This is a genomic window from Sphingobacterium sp. GVS05A, from assembly GCF_019969845.1.
Classification (GTDB): domain Bacteria; phylum Bacteroidota; class Bacteroidia; order Sphingobacteriales; family Sphingobacteriaceae; genus Sphingobacterium.
This window is the reverse complement of record NZ_JAHXYR010000001.1, coordinates 713,781-729,670: the sequence shown is the minus strand read 5'-3', so window position 1 is coordinate 729,670 and position 15,890 is coordinate 713,781. Positions and strand designations below refer to the sequence as shown.

At 39.1% G+C, this 15,890-nt stretch carries 14 protein-coding genes; 7 read left to right on the top strand and 7 right to left on the bottom strand.

What is annotated here, in order from left to right; translation table 11 throughout:
* The first annotated feature begins 33 nt into the window (after positions 1–33).
* From LC454_RS03165 to LC454_RS03145, 5 genes are read left to right on the top strand one after another with little or no spacing between them, the layout of a single operon-like run.
* Positions 34–636, top strand: coding sequence for an RNA polymerase sigma factor (locus tag LC454_RS03165; RefSeq protein ID WP_223579304.1), 603 nt, complete (start codon positions 34–36; stop codon positions 634–636).
* Positions 633–1,103 (top strand): hypothetical protein, encoded by a 471-nt coding sequence (locus tag LC454_RS03160; RefSeq protein ID WP_223579301.1) that lies wholly within the window; start codon positions 633–635, stop codon positions 1,101–1,103. Before LC454_RS03165 ends, LC454_RS03160 begins: the two co-directional genes overlap by 4 nt.
* A 27-nt stretch (positions 1,104–1,130) precedes the next feature.
* Positions 1,131–1,574: a hypothetical protein gene (locus tag LC454_RS03155; RefSeq protein WP_223579299.1), complete on the top strand. Its 444-nt coding sequence runs from the start codon at positions 1,131–1,133 to the stop codon at positions 1,572–1,574.
* Positions 1,571–1,984, top strand: a complete 414-nt coding sequence (locus tag LC454_RS03150) for a hypothetical protein (RefSeq protein ID WP_223579297.1) — start codon at positions 1,571–1,573, stop codon at positions 1,982–1,984. Before LC454_RS03155 ends, LC454_RS03150 begins: the two co-directional genes overlap by 4 nt.
* Positions 1,985–1,996: 12 nt before the next feature.
* Complete coding sequence (locus tag LC454_RS03145; RefSeq protein WP_223579295.1) at positions 1,997–3,283, top strand: pepsin/retropepsin-like aspartic protease family protein; 1,287 nt, start codon at positions 1,997–1,999, stop codon at positions 3,281–3,283.
* Positions 3,284–3,301: 18 nt separating this feature from the next.
* On the opposite strand, the gene LC454_RS03140 is transcribed toward LC454_RS03145, so the two are convergent.
* The 7 genes from LC454_RS03140 to LC454_RS03110 all read right to left on the bottom strand — a co-directional run bounded on the left by LC454_RS03140 (position 3,302) and on the right by LC454_RS03110 (position 13,271).
* A complete protein-coding gene (locus LC454_RS03140; protein ID WP_223579292.1) occupies positions 3,302–3,751 on the bottom strand; it encodes an SRPBCC family protein in 450 nt (149 codons plus the stop codon).
* 257 nt (positions 3,752–4,008) lie between these two features.
* Positions 4,009–5,115 carry a hypothetical protein gene (locus tag LC454_RS03135; RefSeq protein WP_223579289.1) on the bottom strand — a complete coding sequence of 369 codons (1,107 nt, stop codon included), beginning with the start codon at positions 5,113–5,115 and terminating at the stop codon, positions 4,009–4,011.
* Positions 5,116–5,187: 72 nt separating this feature from the next.
* The gene (locus LC454_RS03130) at positions 5,188–6,474 is read right to left on the bottom strand and encodes a hypothetical protein (RefSeq protein WP_223579286.1); all 1,287 of its coding nucleotides are present in this window, start codon (positions 6,472–6,474) and stop codon (positions 5,188–5,190) included.
* 224 nt (positions 6,475–6,698) lie between these two features.
* Positions 6,699–9,917, bottom strand: a complete 3,219-nt coding sequence (locus tag LC454_RS03125; protein WP_223579282.1) for a TonB-dependent receptor — start codon at positions 9,915–9,917, stop codon at positions 6,699–6,701.
* Between the two features lie 140 nt (positions 9,918–10,057).
* Positions 10,058–11,101: a FecR family protein gene (locus LC454_RS03120; protein ID WP_223579277.1), complete on the bottom strand. Its 1,044-nt coding sequence runs from the start codon at positions 11,099–11,101 to the stop codon at positions 10,058–10,060.
* A gap of 99 nt (positions 11,102–11,200) precedes the next feature.
* The gene (locus tag LC454_RS03115) at positions 11,201–11,797 is read right to left on the bottom strand and encodes an RNA polymerase sigma-70 factor (RefSeq protein ID WP_223579274.1); all 597 of its coding nucleotides are present in this window, start codon (positions 11,795–11,797) and stop codon (positions 11,201–11,203) included.
* 103 nt (positions 11,798–11,900) lie between these two features.
* On the bottom strand, positions 11,901–13,271 hold the full coding sequence (locus LC454_RS03110; protein ID WP_223579270.1) for a S41 family peptidase: 1,371 nt from the start codon (positions 13,269–13,271) through the stop codon (positions 11,901–11,903).
* A gap of 689 nt (positions 13,272–13,960) precedes the next feature.
* Between LC454_RS03110 and LC454_RS03105 the strand changes: the two genes are divergently transcribed.
* Together LC454_RS03105 and LC454_RS03100 are read left to right on the top strand one after the other, a co-directional pair.
* On the top strand, positions 13,961–14,530 hold the full coding sequence (locus tag LC454_RS03105) for an RNA polymerase sigma factor (RefSeq protein WP_223579267.1): 570 nt from the start codon (positions 13,961–13,963) through the stop codon (positions 14,528–14,530).
* Positions 14,531–14,672: 142 nt separating this feature from the next.
* On the top strand, positions 14,673–15,818 hold the full coding sequence (locus LC454_RS03100) for a FecR family protein (protein ID WP_223579264.1): 1,146 nt from the start codon (positions 14,673–14,675) through the stop codon (positions 15,816–15,818).
* Positions 15,819–15,890: the final 72 nt, after the last annotated feature.

Here is a 15,890-nt window from a genome sequence, read left to right as displayed (position 1 = left end):
AACCTAAATTTCACTTGTGGGTCTTATTTGTCCGTGAACACAGAAACAGCTATACAACGTCAAGCCGACCGGGAACTAGTCTCTCAGATCCTCCAACGGGATCCGCATGCTTTCCATAAGCTTATCGTTGATCATGAGAAGCTCGTCGCTCATTTGGTTTACAAAATGATCCCAGTCGTTGCAGACCGCCGAGACATTATACAGGATGTCTATATTAAAGTTCACAATAATCTAAGACAATTTCGTTTTCAGAGCAAATTGTCGACTTGGATCGGACAGATTACGTATAATACCTGCTTGCATTATCTGCAGAAAAAACGTCCTATCCTCATGGAAAGTTTTTTTGAAAATGCTGATTTGTCTTATACAGATTATAAAATGGTACAAGCAGCCAGCAACGAAACAGAAAATAGGCTTTTTGCGCGCGAACTCAGCCAGACAATAGCACAGGCTGTAGCACAGCTCTCTGCATTATATCAAACGCTGATCGGATTACATTACCAACAGGAATTGAGTCTACAGGAGATTTCTGAAATCACACAATTACCAGAGGGTACGATAAAGTCCTATTTGTTTCGCGCACGTAAGCAATTAAAAGATATTCTACTCAAATCACAAAAAAGAGAGGAACTATGAACAGTACACATTTAACAGAAGAACAATTGCAGGCTCTTACTGATTCCACTAACGATACAACAAGATTGGAAATGGATCATATTTCCACCTGTGCAGCATGCAGAATCAAATTTGAAAACTATCAGTTGATCAACTCGACGATCCAAGAATTACCCATGGCAAGCTTTGATCCTGATCTACCCGATTATATTGTCGGTATGCTAATTCCTCAAAGGGCTCCAATTCATTGGGCAGCCCTCCTTGCTGCAAGCTTAGGTGGTCTATTGGTTACAGTTGCTGCTGTTATCTACGGGAACCAATTTATCAAGTTATTTATTCAGCTTCCCGATAATTTACGTTATTTCTTTGCCCTCCTACCACTTTCTTTAATCAGCGTAAAGACCATACTATCCCTCATCCGATATCGACAAAAAATGAACATCATCATAAAAAAAACAAATTCCTTGCAACCTAAATTGGATTGGTAGGTCTGATATACTATAAAAATCAATTGTATGAAACGCATTTTTAACTTAACATTGGTACTGCTTACAATCAATACGATGCCCACGATAGCTGCACAACAAGCTGCTTCCGTGATGGCAGATAAAGAAGTTATTTTTTTCTCGCTCAACGCGATTGCTGTTTTGCTGTCCATCTGGATCGCTTCCTCTTTTTTGCTCAAGCTTGTCAAGCTATTCCTAAACGATCGTTTGCGCAGAACCCTGATTGAAAGGAATGCACCTTTGGAGATCGTTACGGAGATCCTTCCGAAAGAAAACAATCTTGTAGAACAAGCCTTAAGCTGGTGCTGTGTATTATTTGCCGGCTCCGTCGGACTCACGCTATGCTATTTTACCCAACCTCTTGGCTTTCACTCAGCCATTATTCTGAGTATGAGCTTAGCATTCGGTTTGCTCGTCTATTATTTCATCCGTAAAAATAAAAATCAATCATGAAAACAAATTACACCCTTATCGCAATAGCTATGCTATGTGTTGGCTTATTCGTATCTGGTAAAAAGCTATTTGATCAATTTGCTGTCAATCATTCTGAAACTACTGTTATCTACACCGAAGTTGGCTCACTCTGTACTTTAACGGCGAGCTTTCCAAAAGCACAATCGGCTTCAATTGGCCAATACATTAAAAGCTGGAGTCAAAAAGCAGGTAAATCTTTGGTTTTGTCGGGAGATACAGCGATATTATCATCCGTTAATGGCCCCCATTACAAGCTCTATATGGATGAGACCAATCTAGAAGTCATTGCAAATCGCGATCAGCTTAACAAGGCTTCTTATGCCGTAGTAAAAAACGATTACAAGTTGATCACAGATTTTATTACAAAGGGAATTGAACCGCGTAATTAAAAAATAAAACAGATGAAGATAACAGCACTGCTTCTCGCCCTTAGTTTGGGTTTTGCCGTGTTTATGGTCTCCAAAACTCAAGGCCAACAAAATCTACCTGTGATTCAGGCCAGCAAACCCTTCGTCAGTATCCGTGATGGAAAGTTGTTAGCTAAGGATGTATGGAAATTAATCCCCGCAACGGCACCTGATATCTACTATACACAGGTGCCAAGAGCAGAACGTAAGATCACATTTATTACCGATAAGGATTCCATTTCTTTTACGACTACTTATGGTAAAACCTATGATTTCATCATATTACTGAATGAACGGGATCGTATTCTAACGCGCATATCGGCCAATTATGAGCAACTATTAAATCCGACTGTACAACCTAAGCCAGCGATACACTCGTCGGATACCATTCCCTTTTTTATGAAAAATAGTCGTCTTTATTTTAAGGGAAGCCTCAATGGTTATAAAAACTTGACGATCATGTTTGATCTGGGAGCGGGTATCACCTGCCTCAGCAAGCAATCTCCTGCAAAAGCGGCTGTCAAATTTGATGGTCACATCAGTGTCCAGAATACGGATGGAACAAACAATGAGCCCAGTGCTAGTATCAATAGTTTGGAAATTGGTGGATTACGCTGGGATAAAGTTCCGTTGGTGCAAATTCGAAATCTAGCGGATGGTGAAGATATGATCATCGGAAATTCACTGTTCCGGGACAAGATTATCGAAGTTGATTATGAGAAAAAGATTATGATCCTAAGCGATCAGATAATCAACGATCTACAGGGCTATCAAGTTCACGATGTTGACTATTTCCAACATCGCCCCCGATTTGAAGTCAATATCAAAGTCGGAGAACAGGATTATCCCTTCCATTTTCTATTTGATACTGGTCGGGATGGCAGTATGCTTATTGGGGACGATTTTACAAATCGTTATGGTCTTTGGAACAAATATCATTCGCTATTTTCTTTTGGCAGAAAAAAGATCATTGTCATTCCGGAGCTCAAAATCGGGAACCAGGTATTTAAAAACATTGTAACCAATGCCAATAATCCCGATTATCCGAATACCAAGCAAAGCTTATTGGGCAATAAAATATTAAATCAATTTAATTTTATCCTGGATAACCGCAGCGGCAAAATATATCTGAAAGCAAACAAATACCAAAATGACAACTACAGCACATACAATGAGTTTAAGCTTGTAAGGATGTTAATTGTAATTTTGATCAGCGGACTACTGATCTTTATAGGCTATCGTATCCGAAAGTCATATCTCCGAAAACAACCCTCATTATAAACGCTATTTTCACGCTGCCTACATTTCCGGGAACCTATCTCCTACCAGATTAAGCAAAATATTAAATTCCAGATATGCTTTCAGATTGGCCAAAACGAGTGTAAATCCTTCAGTACTATCGCGCACCTCAGCGATCAGCTTTTCGGGCGTATCATGTTCGATTTCATTGGTCACGGATACAAACGTTCCCCCTTCTATCGCACGAAATTCCCATTCGACAATTGAAGGCCTGTCATAATTGCCCCAGTTGAAAATAATTTTTTGGTTTTCTATGATCTCCAGCACCTCAACATTGACCTTATGATTATACATCTCCCATTCCCATTCAATCGTCTTTCCCTTTTCCAATTTTCCCGAACTCTTGGTAAACCAGATTTTAGTTGTAATCGCAGGGTCTACCATCGCCTGAAACACTTCAGCGACATCTTTCCGGATAAACATTTCTGCTTTTGCAAAATTCTTCTTCATCGTTTGTATCTAAATACCAATAAATTAACTATATTTTTTTTTAATACGGAAACTTAACAAAAGTTTAATCAGTTTCAGGATACGGTGTCCTTATTTAAAAATAGTAATTTCCTGATAAACAAAAGATTTTTGATCAACAACCATCAATATCTCAGACCTTGGTACTACTTAACTTGATACTCAATAAACGAAAAAAGCCAAGAATCCTGCACAGGGTACTTCTCAGCTTTATTTATCCAATTACTTTAACTCTAAAATCATTTGAAGTTAATCCAATTAGTGAGGTATTCGCTGATTGCAGGAGTAACGAAAATCTCATCATAATTAGCTCCTCCAGTCTCCTCAGCGGGCATTATCGTACATATTATCCTTTCACCTGGAAGGAAAAGCATGAAGTCTGGATTAAAAAAATAAAAACTACCATAATTGCCAGACCCTAAACTTACTTTTTTCATCGAATTGTTACTGACAAATGCAGGTTCATTGGTTCCTTTTTTTACTAAGTCAAATGTATAATATTCTGACTCAGCAAGTGGCGGTAGTTCCATTGTTACAAAAGATTGGTTTGCTGGAGTTGTAAACCGCAATTCAGGGTTTGGTTTTTTGACATCAGTCGTGTTCAAATTCCGAATATAAGCGACCAAATCCACATCGCCTCCAATAAAATTAGTTTCGACAGTATTTACATTTGTTAGCAACTTAAAGGTCACGGACATCCCTTTTGGGTTTTTCAAAGCCGGAATAGTCAGATTCTCGACCAGGTCATTCCCCTCAAGATAGAATTTTAGTGTTTTATCTGTATCAGCTGCTGTTATTATTTTTGTTAGCAAAATCTCTTTTTCCCCTTTTTTCTTTACTGTAAGCGATCGATTTTGCTCTTTATTAACAGGGATCGTGAGCGTCTCCAAGGTGGATCCTTCATATGGATTTTGATGGATGATCTGATTATCCAGATAGAAATCCAAGCCACTGTTTTTGGCTAAAATTTCCAATTTATACTTTATCCCCGAATCATATATTTTTCCATTATCATAAAAAATCCCAAATGGCTGTTTAAAGCTTTCAGCATTTATATTATAACTTTTCAATATGGCTGTTTTCCCTTTTTGGCGAACGGAAATATTTTCACTACCATTTGCAATATTCAATTTAAATGGATTAGGCATTGTATTGAATTCTCCTCTTGTGCTATCAACGACGGTTTCATCATAAATGATTTCCAAGGGAATAGAGCTGGAGCCGCTGAAAGCTATTTCGACAATCTTTGGCGTACTAGTATCAAACAACTCTCCTTTTTGACAAGATGGTAATAGAGGTGCAGTAACTATCAACAAACTCATTAATTTAAATATGGATCTTTTCATATTTTTTATATAAGAACCTGGGTTGACTTATTGGTCAACCTAGGTCTTGTTATACATTTTTTTAAGCAATGCTTAGTAATTAAATTTTACCCAAGGATACGCCAAACCGTGTACGAATCCACTTTCATTATAGAACGGTTGCGTCGAAATGCTGAATGTCGGAGCAGTAGTACCTACTGGAGCAACAGTGTTTGTACCAAGGTCTGTGTAACCAGCAGTAGCAGCCAATGTAAATCCAAATAAGGATGATCCTTGAACAGAAGTCAACGAAGGAGTCGCATCGCTATTAATATGCAAACCTGTTTTATATCCTGTAATTTTTGAATTTACCAAAGCTAACTCGGCACCACGACGTACCAACACCCCAGATTTAAATCCAGGGGCTGTTATACCTGTTTCATTTTTGGTTCCTACAATACGAACGTTGTTAAACGTAGGTTTAGTTTTAGGTAATGCAGTGAACGCGGTTGGGTGATTATCAATTTCAGCACCATTTGAATCGCTATTTCCACCACTTGCACTATGTGTAGAAACTTTGTTGGCGAATGCAATTGAATTTGAAATAGTTCCTTGATAACCCAAATCAAAATCAAACTGGTCATCATCATTTGAGAAAGCAACTAAATCCGATCCATTTACACGACCACCGAAGAATTCAAATCCATCATCTAGCCCCCATGCTACCTCAATTTTGTTCAAGACAGTACCTGACCCTACACCACCAAGGGTTAATCCATTCACTTCAATGTTGTCAGCTAATTTATATCCAGCGTACTCTATACGTACATTTTTGATTGTTCCACTGCTTTCTGTATTATTAGTAGCGCTACTGCTACCATAATAGAATTTTGCGTTATCAGCTAAACCTTCAATTAACTTTGTTCCGGTTGCTTCATTGATCTGTGCATTACCTAATACAATTAGACCTCCAAAATCACCAGGTTTACCAACTGTTGCATTATCGCCATCCAATAAGTTACGGCTTGTAAATACGATTGGGTTGGTATCTGTACCCTGCGCATTTATCTTCGCTCCTTTAGCAATGACCAATACACCATTTTGTGCACCTGGTGTATTAACAGCAGCTTTAATATAAGTTCCAGCAGGGATAGTTAGTGTAGCACCATTGGTAACAGTAACCACTCCTTTGATTTCATACACATTACTTGCAGACCAAGTAACACTACTAGTAATATCCGCTGAAATAGTTACAACTGGTAGTGAAGATTGGCTGTAATCTGCTGCTGAAGTACTACGATTATCGAAAGAATCATTTTGTAAAGCGTTATCTTTATTACACGCAGTTAAAGATGTTGATGCGATTGCTAGAATAGCTAAAGTTTTATTTAGAGTTTTCATTTTTTTATTGATTTGTGTTAAAAAATTATTAATTTGCGGCCAGATAAATGGCAAGTCGACTTGTTTAGTGCCCTAGGCATTCTGCAAGATTAGTTGGTTTTCTCTTTAGGAAGCTATTGACTTTAATATGTATTTAAGCGAGAGGTCCGTTCCAGCAAAGCCTTTCGCTTTTTTATTTTGTTCTTCCACTTTATCCTCCTTCCTTTTTTAATAATTTATCATTGTTAGAATTTATACGTTATCGTTGTTCCGAAGGTTCTACCGAAGCGCTGTCTTAACATCACCCGATCTCCTTCATCAAAATCATTGCTAAATCCCGGTTTCAACCTTATATTATCAGAAATATCTCCTGGCGCCGCATCCGGATTTATTTCATAACTATTGTAATTATTATAAAATACAGATACGGCATCTAGAATATTTCCTGCATTTACCTTCACTTCCAAACGTTTATTTATAAATTTATAGCTGACTTGGGCATCCAAAAGGTTTCGTGGCTTTTCATATTCGGTCTCATTTGCCGCTGCTGCGATGAACGATGTCTTCCTACCGGAACGATTAAAAACGATATTTAATCCGAAGCTCTCGCCATTATATTGTATTCCCATATTAATCAAATAAGGGCTTTGACCATACATAGACCGTGATTGCTTGGATTCAATACGTTTATATTCCTTTGTTTCGGGATCTTGCATATCCACGAAGGCAGCTACGTCACCCTTTTGCATCGTCAGGTTTCCATAAATAACCATGTTTTTCATCAATAAATGATCATAGATAAAATTTAAGTTTTTTCGCACTTCAAATTCCACTCCATATACTTTTGCCTGGGCTGAGTTTGCTAAGGTATACTGCCAATCGTAAGTTCCTGTAGCTTGTGCGTAAATTTCAGCTGGTTTGTCAAAATGTTTATAATATGCTCCAAGTGACAGGATTTCACCTAAGCCTGGAAACCACTCTCCTTTCAAGTCCCAACTTGTAATACCTGTGCTACTAATCCCAGTACTGCCAAATACGCCTTCAAAAGTCGGATTATAGCGTAAAAACTGACTATTTTCGAGCATTTCAGGTCGTATAACCGTTTTACCATATGCTGCTCTGATATTTAACGTATTGATTGGTGAGTAGGTTAAATTGGCAGAGGGCAGCCAACGAACCGCTGGTTCTTCAGGTAGTTTAAAATCAATAATGGATCCATCACTTTTGGGGTTATTGATCTCAGTATATTTATACGCATCCGCTCGCACACCCCAAAGCAGACGCAGTTGATCAGAATACTTATGATCAAACATTAGGTATCCAGCGTGATTTCGACTCTTACCCTTGTAATAATCCAGATCCCATCCATCCATTTCATACATAAATCCATGTTCACCTATATTTTCAGGTTTAAAACGGTCTCCGATAGAAATGTATCTTAATTTCTGATCGAACGTTTTGTTATCTACAACCATTGCTGCAATTTGATAATGGAATGCTGCACGACGTTGTAAACCAAAATAACCGATCTTTGCTGTACTCTTCACGTTTCCGACAGTGAATGGATGTGTCCCTGATGCTCCCCAAGAATAATGTGTTTCTCTATTGGAGTAATTATGTCGAGATGCTGGTTGGCTTCTGCCTTCCACCAATTGTGAATAATCATAGAGAAAAATACGTTCACCGTTAATTTTTTCAGCAGACAGATTCTGAGTTAGAATACCCATATCCTTATCATCCCGGTTGATACCAGATCGCGCGACTTCCCATTCTACTTTTAGGTCTTGAATCTGATGCTGACCAGTTAGCTTATTTTGCAGGAGCGTGGTAAAAGTCGGAATAGTAGTCTCTCTGATACGATCCGGTTTTCCATCTGGATCACCATCAACATCAATTCCCATTACTCGAGTTATGCTATTATTGAATACCCGAGTTACGGTATTTCGAAATGAAAAACGATGTTGGTCAATCTGCAAACCCATATTTAACAAACCGCCCCATGTTGTATTAAACTCATAAATCTTACCTGTATTCTTATCAGGAAACTCATCATACCATGACCCTCTTTTGGTATCCTCAATATGCGTGATGTCTTGTCGATTGCGATAATTAAGCGTTCCTACAAAACCAAATTTACGGACGCTTCCTCCTTTCAGATTATAGAGACGGCCAATTGTAAATTGATAATTTTGAGATGGTCTAGTTTTATATTTATATAGCGTAAAATTATCCGTTGTGAAACGCTTACTTTGCGCAACAACATCCTCAATCGGAGATCTTGCTGTAGCTATATACAAATCTTTTGGAAATGATCTTCTTCCATCATCAAAACCGAGGTAATCATGTTTTCCTCGTTTCGGACTCAGGAAGTCTTTTCCTATAGATTGCCCATTTATTGAAGTTCCTGCTCCAATAGTCATAAAGTTTTCATTTGGGATATCCTTGGTATTAATCTGAATAAGTCCGCCACCAAAACTCACATTCATATCCGGTGTGATAGATTTCGCCACCACAACATTGTCTATAATAGCCGTAGGAATGATATCAAAAGAAAAGCTTCGACTCTGAGCCTCAGTACTTGGTAGTGTGGTACCGTCCAATGTTGCGGAGTTATACCGTTCCCCTATTCCTCTGACAATAACAAATTTGTCATTTATTGTAGACACACCAGAAATACGTTTCAAGCTCTCACCCACATTACGGTCCGGTGTCAATGCAATCTGTTCTGCTGAAATACCATTGCTGATTTCCGAAGCATTCTTTTGTCGCACCAATAGTCCTGAAATGCTGGCCTTTTTAAAGGAAGATGTCACAATCACCTGGCTTAGTGTATTCGCGCTTGCTTTCATCGCAATATTTAAGCTGGTGCTCTTCCCGTCAATGATTTTTATATCTGTAACCCGCTGACTTTCGTAAGAAATATAGGTGATATCAATGGTATATGTCCCCGCTTTTAATTCGATATTAAAATTCCCTTTGCTATCCGTCATGACAGACTTACCCACTCCCTGCACGATAACCGTGGCACCGACCAATGGGTCGCCGCTCCCGTCAACAATAGTTCCTATCATTCGTCCGGGGCTTACCGGAGGGGGTAATTTAAAGAGAACAACGGTATTGTTTCCGGCTGTTTTAAAACCAACGTTACTACTGGCCAAAAGCTGTTTTAATGCAGTTTCCACCGTGTAGTTTTGTGCATGTAAACTCACTTTGGTCTGCCCGGAAAATATACTTCCATCGTAATTGATCTGCAGACCAGATACTGTCTGCAAATCTCGTAAGGCATTAGTAATGGGTACTGAATTAAGGGTTAGGCTCACTTTTTTCTGAAGTCCCTGTGCATAAGCACCATTGAAAACCACAGGAATAAAAAACTGTAATATACCGAAGACTGTCAATAAGATGACCTGCTTCCAAGATTTTGAAAATTTTCTTTTGTTTTGAGAATATATGCTTATATTCATGGAATTCAACGATTTTTTAGTTATTCAATTGATTAGAAATTTGTTTCTCGAACCGTTCTGTTGGTCCAGAGCGGTTCTATTTTCTTTTTTGTTTCTCGTTCGTTGTTATAGCGTTATCCGCTCTTTATGCTGCGATTATATCATGGGCATTCCTTCCTCCATAAGGTGATTGAATTTTCGTCATTGATCCGATAGCTAAGTTTACCTCCGCTCATCATTGCTAACTGCTCCATAATCTTCCCGATGGGCTGGTTGTCAAAACTGGCGTTAATACGATAATTATCGAATTTGCACGAGCCCTTGATATCAAAATGAATACTGTAATACCGGCTTAATTTCTTTGTTATTTCTCCAAGGTTGGCATTTTGAAAGCTCAGACGGTTTTCTATCCAACTATTAAATGATGCGGGATCCTGACCTTTTTCGACAACGAAACCCATCGTCTGCTGCTCATAGGTCAGACGCATTCCTGCAGTCAGATCCGCCAGTTTTTTCGATTGGTGCGTCCCATTTCGACTTACACGAACCTTTCCACTACGCACCGAGATTATTTGATTTTTATCTTTTGGATAAGCATAGATATTAAAGGAGGTACCCAACACTTGTGTGCTCACTTGCCCGGAATGAACAATAAATGGGCTGCTGGTATCTCTCTTAACCTCAAAAAAAGCTTCCCCGGTCAATATAACTTCCCGTTTCTGTCCTTTCACAAATTGGTCGGGCCAACGTAAAGTACTTCCCCCAGCGAGATAAATAATACTACTGTCACTTAATCTAATCTTTACTTTTTGTCCATCAAGAGTCGTTTTACTCGACCATACTATGCTGGTGGTTTGCATAGCTTTTTCAGGTGTCTGGAAATAAAACCAGCTCGAAACAACTGAAAAGAATAATACTACCGCCGCTGCGTAATACCATTGCTGTACTATTTTGATTGGCTTTCTTTTCTTATCTTTTGGGATGTCTTGCAAGATCTCAGCAAACGCGGCCTCTGTCTCAGCGGTCTCCTCCCTATAGGCAGGCTCGCCTTCCCACAGATCAGCCATCATCTCTGCAAAGAGCTCCATATGCTCTTCTTCCTGATCTGTCTCCAAATAGCGCAACAGGATCTTTTTCTCCGCCGGGCTTGCTTGCCCTTGTCGGAAACGTTCCATGATGCTTTTGATGTATCCTTTGTCTTGCACTTCTTTTTGCTTATTTATCTATAGAAAGACTGGCAAGGAAAGAACGGCTACTCGAAAGAAAAAAAAATATAAATAATTTTTGGAGGGAAAAATTGGCCCTTAGATAAGGACCAAAATCAAACTTAAGATACAGCCAAATGCTTCTGGGTAACTATTATGATAATAGGCTCGAATCTGGCGCATGGATTTTTTGATGTGATTGCTCACCGTATTGGTAGAAATCTGTAGTTGATCAGCGATTTCCTGATGACTCAATCCTTCTTCCCGACTCAGTCGATACACCTTCTGTGCCTGTTGCGGCAGGGCCTCAATCGAACGTGTTAATACCGCATAGCATTCTTGATAGTCGATATATTGTGCGGTGGAATCCTGGTGCTGCTCAACTCTGCTTTGCGTTTCAAGAAAACTATCATAGCGCAACTTTCTTTTCCAGGTATCGAGCATACTGTACCGTACCATGACAAACAAAAGGCTCTCAATATTTTTGCCGGCATCTATTTTTTCGCGATTTTCCCAGAGCTTGACAAATACCTCCTGTGTCAGTTCTTTCGCTCCCTCTTGAGAACGTAAAAACTTGTAAGAAAAGCCAATTACCTTACTACGCATACGAAAATACAGTTCCTGAAATGCGGCAGTATCTCCCTGACGTAATTTGTCCAATAACTGTTCGTTTGTTTCAATTGCTTTCCTTTTCATAACAAGTATATTGATGGTAATGACCCAAAGCTAAATAGCACCTATTAACCCACAGTTAACACTAGTTTAAGTATGTGTTATATAGTTATTAATATATAAGCTGTTAATTGTTTATTTGTAGGATTTCTTGATTCGTCTGCTCCCTTTTACTATCTGTCAGTATCCGCAGTGAACTTACCGAAGACTGTTTGCTTGATCCCTTCTTGTCTAGACTCTCCTTTCCTCCAATGAGTGCAATAGCACGTTGAATCAAGGGATCATCAAGAGCAGGCAGAGCTTTTAATGGCAAGGCTTCAAGTTCGTTGACATGATATTGTGGCACTATTCCAGTAGCATAATCTCCCGCTCCCAGCGCATTGGACAGCTTGTAAATAATCGGATGCATTTCCCAAGAGATCGTTTTTGCGGGCCGCATATCCTTAATTACAAATGAAGCCTCATCTTTTCCTCTCGTCTTCTCTCCTATCGTGATGACATGCACATAAGGTTTTAGGTTATTGATCAATATCTCAGCGGCTGATGCCGTCGTTGCGCTCATTAAAATGTAAACCTCTTTTAATTTCATGCCGGTTTCTAAGATCTGGTTGTATTGCAATGTACCATCACTTGAAGCACTCTGACCGATACTTTCTGTTTTTCGCCCACCATTGATATTACCTGTATAGGTGATAAAAGGGGTATTAAAAAGTAAGCCACTGATCAATCCAGCCATCCCCGCAGCCTCAGCAACCTGGCCACCCGGGTTATAGCGAAGATCCACCACAAGAGCATCTATATGTTCATTTTTAAAAACGGTAAAATCCGACATAGCCGACTGTGCTATACCGCGGCTAAAATCATTGATATAGAGGTAACCAATTATCTTGGTATTCAAGCGGAAAATCTCCCGTAATAGGGGCTGCTCAAGTAACATACCCCTGCTTAAATCCACAGTTTGAATATCCTTCAGGGAATTATTTTCCAAAGCTGCTAAAGTCAGTTGCCCCTTGTCTCCTGTTAACAGTTCGTTTTGAAGAACAACAGCATTTTCGGTCGTCAATTGCTGTCCATTGATCCTACTGATGTAATCTCCCCGCTTCAATCCATTTCGGGAAGCTGGCGAATCGTTGTAGACGTATTTGATAACGGCAAAGACGAGCTTGCCATCAGCACTGCTCAAGGTACTATAATCGAATCCAAACTGACTCCGGTTGGATTTTGGAAAGCTGCTGGGATCCGCTGGATCCACCATATAGGAAAAGCGGTCATTCTCATGCAATAAAGACCTGAAAAACAGTTGTGGTTCCTGATCCATGTTGATCTTTTTTGGGAGAGATTCATTCCACAAATAATAGCGGCGAAGGCTGTCCAATATCCAGCTGTTGACATAGGCATTGGAACCAACAGGATTACTTGGCGGATCTTTCTTGCAACCCAAAAATTGAACGACAAAAACGAAAATAATCAAATTCAATAAATAATAGACTCGTCTCATGATATTCACGCTAAAAGTTGATTTGACCACTAAGGCACAACAACTTAAACTTCTAACATCAACTTATCATTATGACTATATTAAGTTTTAAATGAAAAAACATACGCATCTATTGAAATAAATCTAACAGCGTTTTGAAAAAGGAAATTAGGCTGTTAAAATATCGACAAAAGGGACTCTCTTCATAAAGAAAAAAAATCTGAAGCCTAAATCCAGATCAAAACAGATTAAATACATTTTTTAAAGACCATCTACCAAGTGGCTAATAAGGAGTTATACAGAAATTTGAAATTTTCAAGGGGCTTTGTAGTAGATAGCTTATGGACAAGTTCGCCCCATGCTCGCCCTGCTCCCGACTTGTAAAAAACGTGTAGGCACAGTGAAAGCACCTTAAAAAGTGGACTCAACGTGCACTCATTGTACACTCACTCTGCTTACAGGCCGAGCTTGGTAATAACATGGTCTTAACTTGGTCCCTATCAGATCCCTCTGTCAGCCGAAGGCCTTCACTAGTCATCCTCAAGAAACCTGTTTCCCTTTTTTTACCTCAATCCTAGGATTCCGTCATCAGACAACTTCTTTGCTACTTGCAGATCATGGCACTGGCAGATTAGATTTTGTTTTATTGTTATTTTATACTTACTTTGAGAAGGTTTTTGTGGGATACCTATTGTAAACAGAATTAAATTATGAATTTCTCCGCCTGTTCGGATCAGCAAATTTTTGAATCAGTTTGTCAAGGTGAGGAACGCGCGCTACAACACCTGATGCATCGCTTTTGGCAACCACTGTTCAAAACAGCATCCATCACGATGCAGGATCCCGAAGTATGTCAGGAACTTGTCCAAAATGTATTTATCAATATATGGCGAAACAGAGAGAAAATAAATCTTAAATATTCCATCAAAACCTATCTATTTGGCTGCATTCGTTACGAAGTATTCCGAAATGTCAAAAAGAAAATGGATTATGTCGAATTGAAAGATTTAGATGAAGACTATGTTGATTCCTTCAATCCATTGTTAAAATTGGAGTACAGTGAACTGCTGGATTATCTGGATCAAATGATCAACCAGCTTCCTGACAAATGTAAGGAGATCTTTTTCCTCAGCAGAATGGAGCAACTAAGCCATAAGGAGATTGCTGAGAGACTGAATATTTCCGTAAAAACAGTAGAAAACCAAATTTCTATTGCGTTGAAACGATTAAAACAAGGTATGCAGAATATGCACATCTTTTTTCAAATTTTCTTTTTCTAACAAGAATCTGAAATACAATCAATTACAATAAAAAAAATCTAATAAAAGACTCTTTTATATTTTCTTTTTTAAAAAAGTGTAATTCCTTTTGGGGGCTAATTGAAAAAATGAACTCTATAAGAACGAATCAATTATAGATTTCATGAAAAAACCTGAAATTATAGACTTAATCAAGAAAATTTTGCGCAAGCAATCCACTGAAGATGAACTGCGTGAAGTAGACGACAGGCTCTTGGATGCGTATCATGATGCTACTTGGGACGAAGATAAATTCGGCCCTGCAGAAAATATAGAAACACAGATTAAGCGCAACGTAGAACAACTTATTCAGGCAAAAGCGGGCAATACAAAAAAAATAAGCATTTTCCGTCGTTACCTCCCTTATGCCGCCTCTTTGTTACTTGCTGTTTCCAGCATTGCCGGATATTATTTTTTTAAAGGTCAAAATACCGACTTACAAGTTACAAATCAGCGGGCATACCTGAATCCGGGTGCAGAAAAGGCCTCTTTGAAAAATTCAGATGGCAGCAGCCTGGATCTGCAGCAACAGCAGGTTGGAGACACTGTTCCCTTTGGAAAGTTGTTGTTCAGAATTGACCATGAAGGCGTTATTAGTTATCAGGCAAAGACCGAGAAAAAAAATATGGAACCTCAACTTGTCACCTTAGCAACCCCGAAAGGCGGTAAATATCAGATCAATTTAGAAGATGGTACCAAAGTATGGCTCAACGCCGAGAGTAGCCTGATTTTCCCGGAGCATTTTGCTGCTGACCGTCGTCTCGTTCAGGTCAAGGGAGAAGCTTACTTCGAAGTTGCTGAATCAAAACACAAACCTTTTATTGTAACGGGCAATGGATTTGGAGTCCGGGTATTGGGCACCAAATTTAATGTATCCGATAGGGATAACCTCCATGTTGCAAAGGTCGCCTTGCTTCAGGGGTCAGTACGTTTAACGTCAAAAGCAGGCCAGACGATGCTCAAACCCGGTGAGCGTGCAAAGATATCTGCCTCAGGTGTTCAAATAGATCAATTTGATACTGAATCTGAAATCGCCTGGAAGAACAACTACTTTATTTACAAAGATGAAAATATCAAAACTATCATGGCGGATGTCGCGCAATGGTACGACGCCGAAGTGATCTTTCAGGGAAATGACTGGGATGATGTAAACCTCAAAATGAAAGTCTCCCGAAGAGAAAATATTGAAGAGATCTTATCACTTCTCGAACTAACAAAATCAATCAAATTTAAAGTTGTGGAAAGGAGGATCTACGTCACAAAAAGATAAATCGAAAACTTAAAGCCAGGATGCTGTCACATCCTGGCTACGAATAGAGTTTAAAAATTTTCTGTCAAAAAT